This is a genomic window from Erythrobacter sp. JB2-19 (assembly GCF_057365005.1).
This window is the reverse complement of the sequence record NZ_CP200290.1, coordinates 2,774,468-2,791,782: the sequence shown is the minus strand read 5'-3', so window position 1 is coordinate 2,791,782 and position 17,315 is coordinate 2,774,468. Positions and strand designations below refer to the sequence as shown.

Genomic DNA, 17,315 nt, shown 5'->3' with positions numbered 1-17,315 from the left:
ATGCCAATGCAACCTGAACTGAAGCCCTGGATCAATGAAATTCGCGCCTATGTGCCTGGCCAGTCCAAGGCCGACGATGGTCGTGAATTGGTCAAACTGTCTGCTAATGAGAACCCTCTGGGATGCAGCAAGGCCGCGCTGGAGGCTCTGCGTGAACCCGGCCATCCAGAGCTTTATCCTGATCCAGGCGCGCTGCCACTGGCAGATGCGATCGGCACTCTGCACGGTATTGACCCCGCTCAGATTGTGTGTGGTACCGGCTCTGGCGAGCTTCTGCATTGCGCGGTTCAGGCCTTTGCCGGACCAGGCGATGAAGTGCTTTTCTCAAAATACTCCTTTTCGCTGTATCCCCTGATTGCGCGCAAATTTGGCGCGACGCCAGTGTTCGTCGAGGATGATGATTTTGTCGCGTCGGTCGACAATATCCTTGGGCGTGTCACCGACAAGACCAAGGTCGTCTTGCTCGACAATCCAAACAATCCCGGCGGCACCGCAATTGGCCGGGATGAGGTGCGCCGCCTGCATGCGGGCCTTCCGCCCACTGTACTGTTGGTGCTGGACCAAGCTTACGGTGAATATGTTGAGGAAGACATGCATGATGGCGGCCTGGAGCTGGCGGCAAGCGCAAACAATGTGCTGGTGACGCGAACCTTCTCCAAAGCCTATGGGCTCGCCGGTCTGCGGATTGGATGGGCCACGGGCGCACCCAATCTGATCGACGCGCTCAATCGTTTGCGCGGGGCATTCAACGTTTCGACGCAGGGGCAGAACGCTGCGATTGCGGCCTTGGCTGATCAACAATTCGTTGCCCACTCGCGGGAAGTGAATGCGGCGGGCCGTGCGAAACTGGCAGGCGCGATTGCCGCGCTTGGGAATCATGGTCTGCGGGCGATCCCAAGCCAGGCGAACTTCATGTTGGTCCTGTTTGAAGGCGATGTCAGCGCCGAGAGCGCTCTCAGGACTCTCAGCGAAGCAGGTTACGCCGTACGCCACATGCCGGGCCAGGGCTTGCCCAATGCGCTGCGCATCACGATAGGCAGCGAAGAGCATATGGAGCAGGTCGTCGCCACTCTGCGTGCGCTGTGCGGAGAGCCGACATGACCATTCAGTCGGTTGCCATCATCGGGCTTGGCCTGCTTGGCGGCTCCATCGGTCTCGCAGCCAGTGAACATGCGCCAGAGATCACGACCTTCGGTTATGATGCGGACCCTGCCGTGCGCGACGCCGCTCGCAAGCGCGGCCTGACCAGCCAGGTTTGTGATAGCGCCGAAGATGCCGTGCGCGGCGCCGATCTCGTGATATTATGTGTCCCCGTTGGCGCGATGGCCAGCGCAGCAAAGGCTCTTGCTGGTGCGCTCAAGCCGGATGCGATCATCAGCGATGTTGGTTCCTCCAAGACCAGCGTTCTCGCTGATCTCGCTGCTACATTGCCCGGCCACACGATTATCCCCGCGCACCCTGTTGCCGGGACGGAGCAAAGCGGGCCGGAGGCTGGCTTCGCCTCGCTGTTCACAAATCGCTGGTGCATCCTGACGCCTCCTGATGGCGCGGATGCGGCTGCTCTGGAGGCTCTCAAGGGCTTTTGGACAAAGCTGGGCGCACGTATCGAGATTATGGATGCCGAGCATCACGATCTGGTGCTCGCTGTGACCAGCCATATCCCGCACCTGATCGCCTTTACAATTGTTGGCACCGCCAGCGACCTAGAAGAGGTGACACGCGGCGAAGTGATCAAATACTCCGCCGGCGGTTTTCGCGATTTCACCCGGATCGCCGCTTCTGATCCAGTGATGTGGCGCGATGTGTTCTTGAACAACAAGGCCGCCGTCCTCGAAATGCTGGGCCGTTTCAGCGAAGACCTAACCGCATTGCAGCGCGCGATCCGATCGGGTGACGGAGAAACGCTGGAGGAATTGTTCAGCCGAACGCGGACAATCCGGCGCAAGATTATCGAAGAAGGTCAGGACGATGAGAGTCCAGACTTTGGCCGGGATCATTAAGCGCATTCATCGCCGTATGGACCCGCTGTTCCGCCTCTTCGCGCGGTAGGCCGGGCGGGACCATCTCACCCACCTTATAAGTAATCACGCCCGAACGCTTGATCCATCCGTGATAGAGCGGCCCGCTGTCCACGGCGACCGGCACAACCGGTAGTTTGACCAACTTATAGATCCCTGCAAAGCCCGCGCGCATTGGCGGGCTCTCGCCATGCGGCACGCGTGTGCCCTCTGGGAAGATCACGAGCGGACGTCCTTCAGTCACCATCCCTTTGGCCGCGCTTAGCATTTTTCGCAGTGCGCTTGCTCCGCCATCACGGGAAACCGGGATGAGGCCATAGATTATCGCTGCTCGCCCCCAGCCGGGAATATTAAACAGCTCGCGCTTGGTGAACACGGCGGGCCAGCGGAGCAATGTAGGCGCGTCAATCGCCTCGAAAAAACTCTCATGCTTGATCACATAGAGCACCGGGCCAGTCGCCAGTTCGCCTTCGACCTTGACTGTGATGCCGATAATGACGCGCAGGCACCAACGGTGCCAATCGGTCCAGCGGCGCACTATGCCGCGCAGGGCGCCGCGCCGGAATGTCAGCGCCAGCATAGCGGCCACGACCAGCATCGCGCTGACCCCGTAGAACACGGGATAGAACACCATGCTGCGTAATGCGCTGATAAGGCTTCTAAACATCGCCACGCTCGTTAGAGGTTGACTAGGCCCGCGGCCCAGCTCGCCAGCAACTTGTGATATTCGAGAAACAGGCTGGAAAGGCTGGGGTTGGAGGTCACGGCATCGCGCACAACGACAACGCCCTCAGGGAGTTTGCGCGACAATTCACCCGCTGCACGCCGCATATGCCAGTCGGTCGTGACCAGTCGCAGAGATTTGATCTCGTTGGTTTCAACCCATTGAGCCGTTTCGGAGGCATTGCTGCGCGTATCGACAGCGGCAAAGCCAAGCGTGACACAGCATTCCATGCGCGCGTCATCAACGGTGAACTGCGCTGCAAACTCTGCCGGTTTCACTTCGCGGTCGACCCCGCTGACCAGCATCATTTCCGCCGCCCCGCTGTCGAGCACTTCCAGCCCGCGCGCGATCCGGCCTGCGCCCCCTGTTGGCACAATCACCGCATCGGTCTTGGCCGCCGCATCGCCAGTTATAGGCGAAGGCTGAGGCAAGGTGGTGGCAAAGGCCAGGAACCCGATCGCCCAAAATAAGAAGATCGCCGAAAGAATGCGTTTGATCACAGCATCCTCCGCAGAGCCATCAGGATGGTGTAGCGCCCGGTGATCAGCGCCAATGCAACGCCAGCGAGAGGGATCAACGCGATGATGATCCAATCACTCATACCCAGAACGCCGCCGGCCACCATCCCGCTGTCCAGAGCAGCAAACTGACGCCCGAGCAGCCAAACCGCGCCTGCCCCCAGACCTAAGCCGACCAGCCCGCCAAAGGCTGCATCGCGCACAACCGAACGCTGGAATATCCGTGTGATCTGAGCATCGGTTCCGCCGAGCAGATGCATAATTTCAACCGTTTCCTTGTGGTTGGAAAAGGCGCTGCGCGCCGCCAACCACACGGCTGCCGCGCAGGCAAAGGTCAGCAAGGCGATCAGTGCCAGCGCCAGATATTGCAGCGATGACAGCGCCGCATAGACTGGTTGCAGCCATTCTGATTGTGCATCGACCCGGGCACCCGGCACATCTGCATCCAGCGCCGCCTGAAGCCGAGCGATTTCCTGTGGTCCACTGGCGCTGTTTAATTGCACATCGATCAGCGCCGGGATCGGCAAATCCTGATTGCCCGCTCCATCGCCCAGCCATGGGCGCAGCATCTCGTCCAGCTCTTCTTCTGGCACCACCCTTAGGCTCGCCACGATGTCTTGAGCCGTCAGCACTTCGGCTGCTGTCGCTGCCTTTTGTTTCCGCAGCGTTTCATTCGCCTCAGTAATCTGGATTGTCACCGCGCCGGACAATTCAGCGCGCGCATTGCCAGTCAGATTGTTGAGGGCCAGGCCGCCTGCGGCTGCAATCACGACCAGAGCGATCATGATCGCGATCACCCAAGGGATCGGGCCAGACAGTCTCGCCTGCGGCACCAACAGCGCAGCGGCGCTGCCCTTGAGCGGCCCCGGAGCTTTTGCAGGCGTGTTATCGGCCAGCTCTGTTGCAAATGGCGGCGTGCTCATTGCCCGCCTCCCATTGGCCCAGAGCTACGCGGCGGGAATTTCAGCGCGCCTGTCGGATCGGTCAAGCGGCCCTTGTTAAGCCGCATGATTAGCGATTCCGGCACTTTTTTGAGCAAGTGCACATCGTGAGTGGCAACAACAACTGTCGTGCCGAGCCGGTTTAGTGCCTCAAACAGTCGCAGCAGTTTGAGCGCCATTTCCGGATCGACATTGCCGGTTGGCTCATCGGCGATCAGCATATCGGGCCGCCCGATTACCGCGCGCGCAATGGCGACGCGTTGCTGTTCCCCGCCGGACATTGTTGCTGGGCGGGCCTTCACCCGGTGTGACAGCCCCACCCAATCGAGCATATCATCAACTGGCTTTTGCAGCTCGCTTTCGGGCACACCGGCCAGCCTCAGCGGTAAGGCAACATTATCGAACGCAGTTAAGTGCTTCACCAGACGAAAGTCCTGAAACACCACGCCCAACCGCCTGCGATAGGTCGGCAATTGCTCCCTAGGCAGGGTGATCATATCCTTGCCGAACATGCGGATGCCGCCGCGCGAGGGGCGCTGAGCCAGATACAGCAGTTTGAGCAGACTGGTTTTTCCGGCCCCGCTTGCCCCGGTGAGAAAGTAGAAACTGCCGGGAAAGAGCGTGAAACTGAGGTCGCTCAGCACTTCAGGCTCGGTTCCATAGCGCAGCCCGACATTGTCGAAATTCACCGTATCGCCTGCGCGTTCATTCATGGCTATGCCCCTATCCCATGCCTGCCGAGGGGAAAAGCCCATAGTGCTCAGCGCGCGAAACAAGCGCAGCAATGTGGAAAAAAGCCAACATTTGCGGCCCAAAGGTCCTGATGCACTTGTGCGCAACTTAGGGGCGCGTATTGCCGTAATAACCATGATTATAGCCTGCCCTGCCTGCAACACACGCTATGTTGTCCCGGACAACGCCATTGGCGATGACGGGCGGACCGTGCGCTGCGCCAAGTGCAAGCATAGTTGGTTTCAAGAGGCGGTGTTTGATTTGCCACCTCAGGCTGAGGTCGCAGCGCCAGAACCGGCTGCAGAGCCTGCTACACCGCCACCGTCTCCACCCGCAGCGCCCCAGGCAGCGCCGCCCTCTGCCCCAGAACCTGAGGCGGACGCGGAAGAAGCGCCTAGCGCGCCTTCGATCAATCATTGGCGCACCAGTGACCGACCTGCTGCCACAAAAGATGCGGTCAGCGCAGCGGCGGCATCAGCCGCATCGGCTCTTCATCGAGATCGCGCACCGCTCGACCAAGAGCCGGAAGCGGAAGATCAAGCTCACCCAAACGATACTGCCGAAGAAAGCACCAATCACGATATCGGTCCAGCCGCGTCCTATAGTTCAAGCAGCTACGACGGTGACGGTGCTGATGAGTCCGCTGAGGCCGAAGAATATGATAGCGATGAGGGCTCGCGTTTCGACTATCGCCCGCCTTTCACCTCGCGCCGTAATCCGCTCAAAATGTGGACTGCGGCGGCTGCGATTTTCGCCTTACTTGCCGCAGGCACCATTGCCGCAGTAAATTATTACGGCATGCCCGATTGGGCACCGTTCAACCGGCCTGTATTCGGGATCGGCCAGTCTGATCTTGAGCTGGATTTCCCTGCCGCTGAGCAACGCACCGAAACCCTGCCCAGCGGCACAGAGATTTTCCGCGCGCGCGGCACAATCACCAACACTGGCCGCGAAACGGTTGATGTGCCGTCGCTGCGCATCGTCCTGCGCGATGAGCGAGAGCGGATTGTGTTCGATTGGAATGTTGCTCCGCCGCAGTCACAGCTGGCCCCAGGCGAGACCATGACGGTGACTGAAGCGGTTACCGATGTGCCAGCGACAGCTCGCTTTGCAGAAATCGGTTGGGCACCCAACTAAGCGCAGTTTTGATGCAATTTTGCCGCGGCACAGCAAAGTGCTTGCCGTGGCCGATACCCCTTGCTAGGGGCGCGCTCCTACCGAGGGGTGAGGCATCGCCTGCCCCTGCTGACTGTGTGCGGTCGTGGCGGAACTGGTAGACGCGCAACGTTGAGGTCGTTGTGGGCTAACGCCCGTGGAAGTTCGAGTCTTCTCGACCGCACCAAACAGTCCTGATCTTCAGACTGCAGCTATCTGGAAACGCAATAGTGGCCAGAAGAGGCGGGGTTCTGCGTCGCTATGGTGATAAAAGTATCCGGCTTGCAGCCGGAGACTTAGGCGATGCCTGTGAATAGTTCTTCGAGGGCTGGCTTATTTTCTCCACTGGCGCGGAACCCGACTGCAAATCCATGTTTTCGTGGGTGGACTTGTGCGCTGATCGATGGCTTGGTTGCGGAGTGGATAGACACACCAAACAATTGATTGTCGGCATTTGCGCTCAGATCGGCACCGAGATGGAAGACAACAGCTTCCTAGCGCTTAAAGTTTCTTCCGAACCCTCAGACGAACTGAATGCGGTCTTGGATCAACTGAAGAATTCAAGCGACAGAATCTCCGCGCTAGTCCGTGCGGCTCGCGTTTTGAGTGAATGACTGCAACGCGCCCCAATCCAAGGCATAGCCTTTCGAGAAATTGATGCCGAAAGCTGACATTCTTCTCGGCCATTCCGACCCAGGAGAACGAAGATGACCTATTCACACTTTGACCCTGCTGGCCAAAATCGAGCGCCCTGGAACTTCGGAGCGAAGATTGGTCCCAAGCGTCCATTCAACCAGAAACAGATCTGGGCGATCCGTTTCTTCCTCGATCGCGAAGAACGCATTCGAGATCGCGCGATGTTTGATTTGGCGATCGATAGCAAGCTGCGAGGCTGTGACCTTGTCGAATTGAAGATCGGTGATCTGGTTAGTGGTCCAGAAATCAGGTCACGAGTGACAATCACGCAGCGCAAGACTGGCAGACCTGTTCAGTTCGAGATTGCGGCGGACGCACGTGCCAGTCTGTTCGCCTGGCTGGAACTCAGAGGTGGTGACGTCGAGGACTTTGTGTTTCCCAGCCGGAATGATCGCTCGCGGTATTCTCAGCACGCGGCAGTATGCTCGTCTGGTTGATGAGTGGGTTGAGGCGATCGGCCTACGCCCCAGGAGTACGGAACGCACTCACTGCGGCGGACCAAAGCTTCAATCATCTACAAAGCCACGGGGAACATCCGAGCGATCCAAATTCTGCTTGGCCATTCCAAGATTGAGAACACGGTTCGATACCTTGGCGTCGACATAGAGGACGCTCTCACGCTCGCTGAGAAGACCGAGATCTGATAGGAATTAGGTGTGCTGGCCTAGACTTTGCCAGCGTCCACTTCTGCGATGTTAGTGGACCTTTATCGATGATGGAAATTCTAGCCATGATAAGGCTCATTGCCGGGTAAGAGCCATCTAAGTGCTCTTGTTAAGCCTATAGGGTAAGTCGTGAGATGGGTTCCGTCTTCAATGATCTCATCACGCACTTCGAGGCTTTCGTATCGTCGGGACCGCAACCTTTCCGCGAACGATCGCTGTTGACTGACCATGTCATAGAACCCGGGAGAGACTGTGGGCACCTCAGTTTCTCCGGTTGCGAAGTATACTCTGCCGCTAAGTTCCTTTCCGGACGCGGCAACTTGTTCTTCAAGATCGAACATCGCGCGATCATTATGCCACAGCGAAGGACTGGTCAGAATGTAATCCTGAAATAGCCCGGGCTCTTCAAGCAGCGCATATGCGCCAAAAAGCCCGCCATAGCTCACCCCTGACAAGACGCGTCGATCAGGATCAGCCCGGTGGACTGTTTCGACAAACGGAAGAACCTCGTCTTTCAAAAACGTGAGGTATTCGCGCGCGCCTCCTGATGGGAAACGCGTGTTCGGATCGTCGGTTGGCGTGTAGTCGCGGGTGCGACTCAGCTGCGATTTTTCGCCGACGGCATGGCTTATTCCGATCAGTATAGCGTCTTCGAACACGTCCGTGTGGAACGGGAAAATCGTAACACGTACAGCCGTCTGCCATGTGTAAGTTGCATCGTTGAAATAAATAACGGGATATTGGCGCTGCGCATTGTCAGCGTCGTCGTATCCGGGCGGTAGCTTGATTTGAAGTCGATAGGCTCGTCCAAGAGTTTCAGAGTGGACTTCACGTACTTCGCTTTGGGACAAGACATAGGGCGCGATTTCTTCGGCCTCCGAGCCCGCGCTCGATGCTAGTGAAGTCAATTCTGAAGACACAGTTCCATTTGCCGATGGAGCAAGTCCCCAGGTGCTATTGAAACAAGAGCCAAAAGGGCAGCAGCGCAAAACAAAGTTTGAATACGCATATCGTCTTTCCATCCAATCCTTACAGCTGGCGGCGGGTTGTTGGTATTTATAAGGGCCTCGGCCGCAAAGGCGTCACCACTTAAGGAACGGACTCTGATTTGAGGTCAGTCATAGCCGAAAACAGAAAATCCTCGACAATGGCTCTGCCCCATCGGCCCCAAATGCCACCCATTCGATAGTTTCCGCCGGTAACAACGATGGCGAGCTCCAATTGCGGAACAACAATCAGTAATTGACCACCATTGCCGCTGGCCTGGTAATAACTGAATCGTCGCCCTTCGTGAGCGAACTCATTCACAGCCCAAATATAGCCTTGCTGTCCGCCAAAATAGTTGTTCTGAAACTGCTCCTCGCTCATGCCTGTCGTCTCGGGAGTCACTGATAGATGCGCGCGCGTAGATTCCTCAATCCAGGATGGAGCAATAATCTGTTCCCCCGCCCATTGACCTTCATTTGCATACATCGCCCCCAGCTTCAGTATGTCGCGGGGCAGCATGTACATCCCACCGCCTAGGTAGCCCTGTCCGTCTGGTGCGACCGGCCAATGATACGCGCCGAATTCTAGAGGCTTGGCAATCAGGTCGTTGAATAGGACATGGACGGGACGATCATCGAATGCGGCCAGGCTCGACCCCACCAAATTGGCACTCCCCGAACAATAAGCATAGCGTTCTCCCGGATTGTACAATTGGGGAAGCCCGGCGGTAAAGAGCCAATAGTTTTCTTCATCGGTCTGTCGCCACATTGCGAATTCCGATCCCGCTGAACTCGCTGAGTTAACATCACAATCGAGGCCGCTCGTATACGTCAGCAGGTTCGCAAGCGTGATATTGGCCTTGCGAGGGTCGCCAATTTCACGGCCTGCTCCTCGCAAAAGGTCGGGGATAGGACGATGATCGGAACTGATTGCCACACCTTGTTGTTGCAATGCACCGATCATTACTGAACCAAACACCTTGCCAAGCGATCTAACGTCATGACGGGCATTTCGATCGTGACCGTAGAAGTACTCTTCGTAGACGAGCTTTCCGTGCCGAGCGACGAGTACCGAATGGATCAAGAGCGCAGGGTCGTTCTGAGGATCAAGGTTCGCAATCCTGCGGGTTAGAGCGGATAACTCGTCTGCGTCGAATCCCACTTCATTTGGCTGAGCGATGGTCCAACCATCATCCAGCTGAGTTGGCGATCGGAACGTACCTGACCTGTCGTCGGTCTGGCGCGCTAGATAGCCAGAGGTGGACTCGCTACCTGAAGGTGTGAGCGCAATGTTTCTGCCCAGATCACTATGAAACAGCACAAGGTTGCCAGCACTATCGCGGCGCAAAACATGAACTTCCTCGTTACCATCCCATGCGTTGACTAAGCTCCATTGGTCGCCGCGCAACTGAAGGTTGAAACGCAAACTCCCAAGTATGTCATTGCCTTCCGGGTTGCGGATAAGGGCTGAAGTGCCTTCCTCTTTGTGCTCGAAAACATCGAGAAAGACTCGGAATGGACGCGGCTGAATGGAGAATTCAGCCTGCCAGTGATTGGTATCCGATGCGTAAAGCTCAACGGGCGTGACAACTGCTTGGTAATGATGGGCCGCCTCTGGCTGCTTCCAATAGCCGCTTAGTGTTGATCGGTCCGAACTCAATCGAGCGCTAAATTCGCTCCCGTCAGCAGCACTAAATGAAACTTCTCCACCGTGTTGCGAAGCGATTACCCGTTGCCCCATGAAACTTGCGATCCAAGTGCCCTCGGTCAGTTCGATAGTGAGATCGATAATGGCAGGTCGCTCTTCAGCTTGCCAAGTCCACAAGCCCATAGGGGGAGCAACCTGTTGGGCAACAGCCGAACTCGTGTAAGTTATGCTGGAAAGCAAAAGAGTCAATGACGAGAAAACCGTTTGAGAGCGCATTCCATTTCCTTGTGTCCAATTTGGATGGATGTGCAGACTGTGGGTATTCACTCGCACGGCGTCACATGAATTATTCTGAAGATTCTTGAAGGCAATGATTTGAGTGAAGTTTTGAAAATGCGCACCGTTTTTGAGATTGAGGACCTGATTGTTGATGGCGACAAACGGATCGTCACAAAGGATGGGACGCAGCTTAAGCTTTCGGACCTTACTTTTGATCTGTTTCAAGCTTTGCTCAGCTCAGCGGCGGAGCCTCTTAGTCTTGAGGACCTTTCCCTGAAAGTCTGGAAGACGCCTCACGTCAGCGGGGATACGATTACTCAGCGTATTGCTCTGCTTAGAAAGGCAATTGGCGATGATCCCAAAGCGCCTCGCTATATCCGGACAGTTCGAGGGGCAGGCTATGCGATTATGGGGCCTGTCATCCGGCAGACGGGAATGGAGGAGCAACCGGAATCTGGTCGAATGATGTGGTCATCGATGCCAGCGATGGCAGCTTCGGCAAGCGTATTGGTGGTCGTATTGAGTCTAGTGATCGCTGGGTTGCCTCACTGGGGCGATGAGATCGAGGTCCAAGCGAGCGGACAACCTATCGCCAATGAAAGTAGCGCCAACCTCTTGGTCGATCGGGCGAAGGCGCAGCTGGAGCTACACCAACCAGCGGAGACCGAACGGGCGATTGAAATGCTGAGGGCAGCCTTGGTTGAAGACCCACAAATGTTCGATGCGCGCCTCACACTCAGTTTTGCCCTGACCACATATGCCACAAAGTTCCGAGGTGACTATGAGGAGAAAATAGAGGCTGAAAGCCTTGCGCGCTCCTTGATCGAGGAACAACCAAGAAACAGTAATGCCTGGTCGGCCCTTGGGTATGTTCTCAGCTCTCTGGCACGCCCGGACGAGGCGCTTGCCGCCTACCGTCGGGCGTATGAAATCAATCCTGAAAACGCTCCTGCTATCTCGAGCGCAGCCCATCTGCTGCTCCTAAAAGGTGATCTGCAACAGGCTCTGCTGCTTGAGGCGAAAGCACGCGAATTTGGCGGCCGTTCGCGTTATGCTGAGATCCAGATCGCGCAGATCCAAGAGTTGATCGAAGATCCTTCTGCGCCTTGGTGGAGGCAGCAAGCCTCGCTGCTCAACCCGGGTCAAGTTGTCGTTACGCAAGAGATAGCGGCCAGCCACATTCGAGCCGGGCGCCCCGATGAAGCGCTTTCGGCTATTGAGCAATATGATGGCGACGACCGATCATCCCCTCAACTGTTGGCACTAAAGGGCCGCGTGCTAATTCAACTAGGCCGAGAAAAGGAAGCTCAAAAAGCCCTTCGTGATGCGGGCTGGAGAGGGCATTATTTGCTTGCAGCAAGTGCTGCCGCCAATGGAGATCCTAGCGTCGCAGAGAGGCTCTTTCCTAAAGAAAAGCGGGACGCTATTGCTGGAGGAACAGAAGCATTGACACTTATCCAACTGGCCGAAGTGGATGCGGCCTTAGGCAACTCCAGCGAAAGTGCCAATCTGATATTGCAGGCTGTCAGCCTTGGTTGGCGGGATAGGAACTGGCTCAAAAATTCTCCTTATTTGGAGATTGTTATGGCTTCTGACGGCGGCCAGAGAATTGATGCCAGGATCGCCAGAGAACTTGCAGCCCAACGAGAGCTGATCGTTGCTACAGATGAGCTACAGACGCTCTTGGCCTTGCCCAATCAAGAAGCCTAAGCGCCAAAACTTCGAAGGTGTCAGTTCAATGCTGGCATCAATGGCGCAGCGCGACGGATAATGATTGACGAAATGGGAACGTTGGACGCTGCACGAAACCGAAAAACTATGTGCAATTTTGAATCTTCGTCTTTTCGAAATTGCAGATCGAACCATCATCGGTGATGTGCGCGGGGTTCACTTGAATACAGGTGCCCAATGCTATTGCTCGACAGTCTGGTCCGCTTTCCCAACCTCACCCTGTGTTTCGTCTTGATTGTATTGCTGATCCGCGATGCGAGGCAAAGCGTCAAAGCGGTATTAGCGGCCTGCTTTTTGACGACATCAATCGCGTCGTCTCTCCACACAATGCCAAGCGAGCTTGGGCTGCCTTATTCCATTTATGTCGCAGCATTGTTCGTTTCTATTCCAGGTTCAGCGCTCCTCTGGTGGCTTGCTCGATCAATTTTGGAAGACGACTATAGCCCGATATCCATTGATTGGGCGATAATGGCCGCGGCCTGCTTGTTCAAACTGGGTTGGAGTCTTCAAGGGGTGGGCATCTTTCCGCCTGCTTACGAGTTTCGGCTCATAGGTTCCTATGTGTTGAACATCCTTTTGATGTTTCACATCATGTGGATCGCCATCACGGGGCTAAGGGCGGATCTAGTCGAAGAGCGGCGGCGAGCGAGGCTTTGGTTCGTGTTTTTTGTCGCCGTCACTGGCGGCACAAATCTGATTATGGAATTGGTAGGATACTCCAGAGAACTGGAAGCGGTGTTTATCCACGCGACCGTTCTTCCCATGCTCCTATGGGCCAATATTTGGCTTACCAAACTGACGCCGCAAAAGCTGTTTTTGGAAAACAAAAAACAAGGCTTGATGCCTGATGTCGCCATACCCGAACGAATGGAAAGCGCGTTCCGGAAACTTGCTGAGTATATGGAAGACCATTGTGGCTACACAGACCAAAACCTAACGGTCACATCTTTGGCCGAGAAAATCGGGCTGCCCGAACACCAGTTGAGGCGTCTCATCAATCAGACGCTCGGATATCGGAACTTTGCGGCCTATCTGAATGCGTACAGGTTAGAGCATGCAAAATCCGATCTGCAAAACCTCGAACTAGCTCAAACGCCGATCCTCACCATTGCCATGGATGCGGGATACAAGACGCTTTCGACATTCAATCGTGCTTTCAGAGCGCTTGAAAACGAGACGCCGTCTGAATTCAGACGGCGCGAATTGCGCGAAGCCGCCAAGAGGCCCTACACGCCTGTGCAAAATTGAAAAAGTCTAAGCAAGAAGCGAAAAATTCGGGTGGATTCGATTCCGAACAGACATCTGCTACGTGAAATCACAGAACATTCGTGACACTTTCCTTTTCAATGGAGAACCGAATGTTCCGTCTTTCCTGCTGTCTTGGCCCTCTTTCTCTGGTCCTCTCAGCGTCATTGGCCGCCCCTGTGCTGGCGGATGAACCCCATTCTTCGCCCGCGACCACACCATTCCCATCCGCGGATTGTGCGCAATCGAGCATTCATGCTGCCTCAGAATTGAAAAATCTGGTTGGCGGTGCCGTGCCAGCCGAAAGCTTAGATCGTTTTTTGCTTGAGCGGATGGAAGCTCGCAATATTCCGGGCGTTTCTGTTGCTGTGATCAACAATAAGAAGGTCGTCTACCACCGGGCACTTGGCGAAGCGAACTCCACGACAAGGGAGCCAGTGAACCGATGCTCGATCTTTCAGGGCGCCTCGATCACAAAGCCCTTGTTTGGTTTTTTCGTGATGACTTTCGTCGAAGAAGGCCTGCTTGACCTTGATCGGTCGCTACATGAATACCTGCCCAACCCTGATATCGCGCATGATGATCGCTACAAACTGATCACGGCCCGTATGGCGCTTTCTCATCAGACTGGTTTGCCCAACTGGCGCACCGACTTTGAGGACAACCAGCTGTTCCTGCAATTCGAACCTGGAGCCGGATTTTCTTATTCGGGCGAAGCCTATCAATATCTGTCGCTCGTCCTGCAAGAGATCGCAGGCGTCGATCACGCAGGTCTAGAAGCGCTTTTCCAAGAAAGGGTTGCGCAGCCGCTTGGCCTAACCCAAACTCAAATTGTTCCCTCGAGCGCTTTGCTTGCGCGTAGAGTCACTCCCCATGTAGACGGCGCGCCGGTTCGCGTTATTGAAGCAAATTCTTATGAGGATTTTGGCGCAGCTTATGGCGTCCATTCAGAGGCCGCTGACTTTTCCAAATGGCTTATCGGTCTGATGGACGCAGAGGTGCTTTCTGAGGCGTCCTATCAAGCCTATCTCGCTGCGCAGAATGCACCAGTACCAAGTGATGGCAATCCGCTTATCCTGTCGCAAGACTACGCGCTTGGCTTTGCCATATTCGATACCCCTTTGGGCAAATTCCATGTCCACAATGGTAACAATCCCGGCTTCTCAAGCGCGATAGCCATCGAGAAAGATCAAGGTTGGGGGATAGTTGTTTTCACCAATGCAAACCAAGTGTCCGATCTAGGACTTGAGGTGATGCTGTTTCTTAATGGCGTTTAACCAGTAGGATAGGCCTAGGAAAATGAGAGGGTCATAATGCGTGATCAACCTAATACGCAGAGATTAACGCTCCCAATTCTCCTTCTAGTGGCTCCTTTGTCGGGCTGTTCGTCTCCAAGTCAAACACGGGTCGAACGAAATTGGACCGCCATGAATTCCGCTGATGCAAAGGCACACTTGTTAGGCGTTTGGGGAAATCCAGGCCTTGGGCATGTCGCTGTCTTTGGAGATGGGCATAGGGAGATATTCCATGAATATGGTGACTTCTGCATCGCGGACACAGGCGTAGTCCCCGCGTTCTCGCTTGTTGACTTTAATGAACGATCCGAACGCGCGTACTTCCATTACTACGATTACAGAGAAAATCCGGCTCTACTCCAGAACCCGCTAGAATACGTCAAATTACAAGGGGAGCCTAGGCGGTGTCTCGATCAGTCGATTGTTGCGGGTGCACCGCTCATCGATGTGTTCGACGCGGTATGGGAAGTGTTCGACCGCCACTACATGGCCTTCGCGGAGCGCAGCGTCGATTGGAATGCGCAGAGGGAACTGTTTCGGCCTCGTGCTCTGTCAGTTCGCTCAGATGACGAACTGTTCGATCTGATTTCGGAGATGCTGGCTCCACTCAGAGACGGTCATGTTAACCTCACCAGAGAAGATCGGTTCTTCAACGCTGGAAGCCCTAAGCTAAGGCAACGCCTAGCAGTAGCATGGGCGCAAACTGACCGAAGCGTAACTGAGAGGCAATTCGTCGCGGACTGGAGCCGGACGGTTAGGGACTCCGCGATCGACCTGTTGGACGTTGGCACTCACCGCGTCGGCGCAGATGCCGCTCTCGAATGGGGAGTGATTAGCGGTACTGTGGGTTATCTGCGGATAAACCGCTTCAGTGGATTCCTGGAAAAGTCTCCGTCAAGGCAAGCTGAACTCTCGGCCCTCAGAGAGAGCTTGGAACGCATGAGCAATGACCTCGAACCAACCGAACGAATAGTATTGGATGTCGCCCACAATGGCGGCGGCAACGACGCAGCGGCGATGACCGTCGTTGAACACTTTCTCGACCTGCCCCGCGATGTGTTGACCTACCGCGTCACTGGCGTGCCGGATCAAACCGTTCGCTTGTCGCCGTCGCGTGACAAAGAACCGAAGCGCATCCAACTGGTATCAAGCGAGATTACAGCGAGCGCGGCTGAGGCATTCGTCCTCATGATGCGCGCACTGCCGCACGTCGAACATGTCGGAGAGACCACAAGAGGCGATATCTCATCGCTTCTCCCGAAACCTCTACCGCGCGGGTTCCGCGTGACAATCGCGTATCAGCAGGTGCTGGACGCCGATGGTAATTGGTACGAAGGCCAAGGAATCCTTCCCGAACGAAAGGTTGACCTATTCCCAGAAAACGGGCTGTTCACCGGCTATGCGGATGCAATCCAGTTCCTCGCGGACGACGTAGCTTCGATGCCTTGAATCGATATTCTTCTCGAACGGCATCAGCGCGATATATCTACTCTTGGCTGGCGTCAGCATTTGGGTCGTTGGCCGACCAGCCGCTCTTCGATGTCACACCGATTTAGCTGACAGACCGCAATCGGATTGAACGATCAGCATCAGTTCTGGCGGCACATGGGGGTGAAAGCGGATCCTGGCTGAAGGGCTTTTGCGTTGAATGGGTGACAACGAGCGGTGCAAGGCGAAAATTACCACCCGGTCGAACAGCACATATTTTTCGACAGAGGTGCTTTATCAATGTATGACACCCTGATACCCTTCTTCCAAACGGAGGGATTGTATTATGCTCGAGCTGAACGGCGTCACCCATGTTTATGGGAACGGAACACGAGCCCTTAACAACGTATCGCTGACCATACCCAACGGGATGTTCGGCCTGTTGGGGCCCAATGGGGCGGGCAAGAGCACTCTGATGCGGACGGTCGCCACGCTGCAAACACCGAGCGAAGGCACGATTAAATTTGGCGATATCGATGTGCTCGCTACACCTGAGAAACTACGCGAAACGCTTGGCTACTTGCCGCAAGATTTTGGCGTGTATCCCCGTGTTTCGGCTTACGATATGCTCGACCATATGGCCGTGCTCAAAGGCGTCGCGTCCTCCTCCGAACGAAAAGACACGGTCGAAACATTACTGGCGCAAACGAACCTGTGGGACGTGCGTAAGAAGGCCATTGCCGGCTTTTCTGGGGGTATGCGGCAGCGTTTTGGCATTGCTCAGGCCTTGATTGGCAACCCTCAGCTTATCATCGTTGATGAGCCAACCGCCGGTCTGGATCCTGAAGAGCGCAACCGCTTCCTTAACCTGCTAGCCGAAATTGGTGAGAACGTTGTGGTCATTCTTTCAACCCACATTGTTGAGGACGTATCGGACCTTTGCCCTAACATGGCCGTGATCGTACAGGGCGAAATCAAGCTTGAAGGCGCCCCTAAAGACCTGATCGAAAGAGCGCGCGGTACCGTTTGGGCGAAGACGATTGACCGCTCCGATCTCGCAAAGGTGCGAGAGCAGTACGAAGTCATCTCGACCAGGCTTTTTGCCGGACGGACCATCGTGCACATACTGTCGGATAGCGATCCGGGAGACGGTTTTTCGAGCATCGATGGTGGTCTTGAGGATGTCTATTTCTCGACCCTCGCGCATTCGCGCCGTGATGTTCCCGCTGCTTCTGCTGCGGCCTGAGGAGAACC

14 protein-coding genes, 1 tRNA gene and 1 pseudogene are annotated in these 17,315 nt (G+C 55.6%); 10 read left to right on the top strand and 6 right to left on the bottom strand.

Translation table 11 applies throughout. From position 1 onward, the window contains the following. Both AC0V6O_RS13345 and AC0V6O_RS13340 read left to right on the top strand, forming a co-directional pair. Positions 1-1,101, top strand: coding sequence for a pyridoxal phosphate-dependent aminotransferase (locus tag AC0V6O_RS13345; protein WP_486145633.1), 1,101 nt, complete (start codon positions 1-3; stop codon positions 1,099-1,101). Then, on the top strand, positions 1,098-2,000 hold the full coding sequence (locus tag AC0V6O_RS13340; protein ID WP_486144732.1) for a prephenate/arogenate dehydrogenase family protein: 903 nt from the start codon (positions 1,098-1,100) through the stop codon (positions 1,998-2,000). The genes AC0V6O_RS13345 and AC0V6O_RS13340 overlap by 4 nt, the downstream gene beginning before the upstream one ends. On the opposite strand, the gene AC0V6O_RS13335 is transcribed toward AC0V6O_RS13340, so the two are convergent. From AC0V6O_RS13335 to ftsE, 4 genes are read right to left on the bottom strand one after another with little or no spacing between them, the layout of a single operon-like run. Further along, complete coding sequence (locus AC0V6O_RS13335; protein WP_486144730.1) at positions 1,948-2,685, bottom strand: lysophospholipid acyltransferase family protein; 738 nt, start codon at positions 2,683-2,685, stop codon at positions 1,948-1,950. The genes AC0V6O_RS13340 and AC0V6O_RS13335 overlap by 53 nt on opposite strands. 11 nt (positions 2,686-2,696) lie before the next feature. Continuing rightward, positions 2,697-3,242 carry a YdcF family protein gene (locus AC0V6O_RS13330; RefSeq protein ID WP_486144728.1) on the bottom strand — a complete coding sequence of 182 codons (546 nt, stop codon included), beginning with the start codon at positions 3,240-3,242 and terminating at the stop codon, positions 2,697-2,699. After that, positions 3,239-4,183, bottom strand: a complete 945-nt coding sequence (locus AC0V6O_RS13325; RefSeq protein ID WP_486144726.1) for a cell division protein FtsX — start codon at positions 4,181-4,183, stop codon at positions 3,239-3,241. The genes AC0V6O_RS13330 and AC0V6O_RS13325 overlap by 4 nt, the downstream gene beginning before the upstream one ends. Then, on the bottom strand, positions 4,180-4,914 hold the full coding sequence (gene ftsE / locus AC0V6O_RS13320; RefSeq protein WP_486144724.1) for a cell division ATP-binding protein FtsE: 735 nt from the start codon (positions 4,912-4,914) through the stop codon (positions 4,180-4,182). Before ftsE ends, AC0V6O_RS13325 begins: the two co-directional genes overlap by 4 nt. A gap of 154 nt (positions 4,915-5,068) precedes the next feature. On the opposite strand from ftsE, the gene AC0V6O_RS13315 reads away from it, so the two are divergent. From AC0V6O_RS13315 to AC0V6O_RS13305, 3 genes and pseudogenes are all read left to right on the top strand, one after another. Further along, positions 5,069-6,070 carry a zinc-ribbon domain-containing protein gene (locus AC0V6O_RS13315; RefSeq protein ID WP_486144722.1) on the top strand — a complete coding sequence of 334 codons (1,002 nt, stop codon included), beginning with the start codon at positions 5,069-5,071 and terminating at the stop codon, positions 6,068-6,070. A 118-nt stretch (positions 6,071-6,188) separates the two neighbouring features. Continuing rightward, positions 6,189-6,275, top strand: a tRNA-Leu gene (locus AC0V6O_RS13310). A gap of 520 nt (positions 6,276-6,795) precedes the next feature. Next, positions 6,796-7,428, top strand: a pseudogene (locus AC0V6O_RS13305) (tyrosine-type recombinase/integrase). Between the two features lie 80 nt (positions 7,429-7,508). Here AC0V6O_RS13305 and AC0V6O_RS13300 read toward each other — a convergent pair. Next, positions 7,509-8,357, bottom strand: a complete 849-nt coding sequence (locus AC0V6O_RS13300; RefSeq protein WP_486144720.1) for an alpha/beta hydrolase — start codon at positions 8,355-8,357, stop codon at positions 7,509-7,511. Between the two features lie 181 nt (positions 8,358-8,538). Beyond that, complete coding sequence (locus AC0V6O_RS13295; RefSeq protein ID WP_486144718.1) at positions 8,539-10,587, bottom strand: serine hydrolase domain-containing protein; 2,049 nt, start codon at positions 10,585-10,587, stop codon at positions 8,539-8,541. A gap of 3 nt (positions 10,588-10,590) precedes the next feature. Between AC0V6O_RS13295 and AC0V6O_RS13290 the strand changes: the two genes are divergently transcribed. The 5 genes from AC0V6O_RS13290 (at position 10,591) to AC0V6O_RS13270 (ending at position 17,307) form a co-directional block, all read left to right on the top strand. Beyond that, positions 10,591-12,072, top strand: coding sequence for a tetratricopeptide repeat protein (locus AC0V6O_RS13290; RefSeq protein WP_486144716.1), 1,482 nt, complete (start codon positions 10,591-10,593; stop codon positions 12,070-12,072). A gap of 198 nt (positions 12,073-12,270) precedes the next feature. Further along, complete coding sequence (locus AC0V6O_RS13285; protein WP_486144714.1) at positions 12,271-13,341, top strand: AraC family transcriptional regulator; 1,071 nt, start codon at positions 12,271-12,273, stop codon at positions 13,339-13,341. A gap of 266 nt (positions 13,342-13,607) precedes the next feature. Next, the gene (locus AC0V6O_RS13280) at positions 13,608-14,615 is read left to right on the top strand and encodes a serine hydrolase domain-containing protein (RefSeq protein ID WP_486144712.1); all 1,008 of its coding nucleotides are present in this window, start codon (positions 13,608-13,610) and stop codon (positions 14,613-14,615) included. A 150-nt stretch (positions 14,616-14,765) separates the two neighbouring features. Continuing rightward, positions 14,766-16,082 carry a S41 family peptidase gene (locus AC0V6O_RS13275; RefSeq protein WP_486144710.1) on the top strand — a complete coding sequence of 439 codons (1,317 nt, stop codon included), beginning with the start codon at positions 14,766-14,768 and terminating at the stop codon, positions 16,080-16,082. Between the two features lie 325 nt (positions 16,083-16,407). Beyond that, positions 16,408-17,307 carry an ABC transporter ATP-binding protein gene (locus tag AC0V6O_RS13270; protein WP_486144708.1) on the top strand — a complete coding sequence of 300 codons (900 nt, stop codon included), beginning with the start codon at positions 16,408-16,410 and terminating at the stop codon, positions 17,305-17,307. Positions 17,308-17,315 lie beyond the last annotated feature (8 nt).

Bases quoted from the DNA above. Each gene is read 5' to 3' on its own strand.
- AC0V6O_RS13345 (WP_486145633.1), top strand. From the start codon at position 1: ATGCCAATGCAACCTGAACTGAAGCCCTGGATCAATGAAATTCGCGCC.
- AC0V6O_RS13340 (WP_486144732.1), top strand. From the start codon at position 1,098: ATGACCATTCAGTCGGTTGCCATCATCGGGCTTGGCCTGCTTGGCGGC.
- AC0V6O_RS13335 (WP_486144730.1), bottom strand. From the start codon at position 2,685: ATGTTTAGAAGCCTTATCAGCGCATTACGCAGCATGGTGTTCTATCCC.
- AC0V6O_RS13325 (WP_486144726.1), bottom strand. From the start codon at position 4,183: ATGAGCACGCCGCCATTTGCAACAGAGCTGGCCGATAACACGCCTGCA.
- ftsE (WP_486144724.1), bottom strand. From the start codon at position 4,914: ATGAATGAACGCGCAGGCGATACGGTGAATTTCGACAATGTCGGGCTG.
- AC0V6O_RS13315 (WP_486144722.1), top strand. From the start codon at position 5,069: ATGATTATAGCCTGCCCTGCCTGCAACACACGCTATGTTGTCCCGGAC.
- AC0V6O_RS13285 (WP_486144714.1), top strand. From the start codon at position 12,271: ATGCTATTGCTCGACAGTCTGGTCCGCTTTCCCAACCTCACCCTGTGT.
- AC0V6O_RS13275 (WP_486144710.1), top strand. From the start codon at position 14,766: ATGAATTCCGCTGATGCAAAGGCACACTTGTTAGGCGTTTGGGGAAAT.
- AC0V6O_RS13270 (WP_486144708.1), top strand. From the start codon at position 16,408: ATGCTCGAGCTGAACGGCGTCACCCATGTTTATGGGAACGGAACACGA.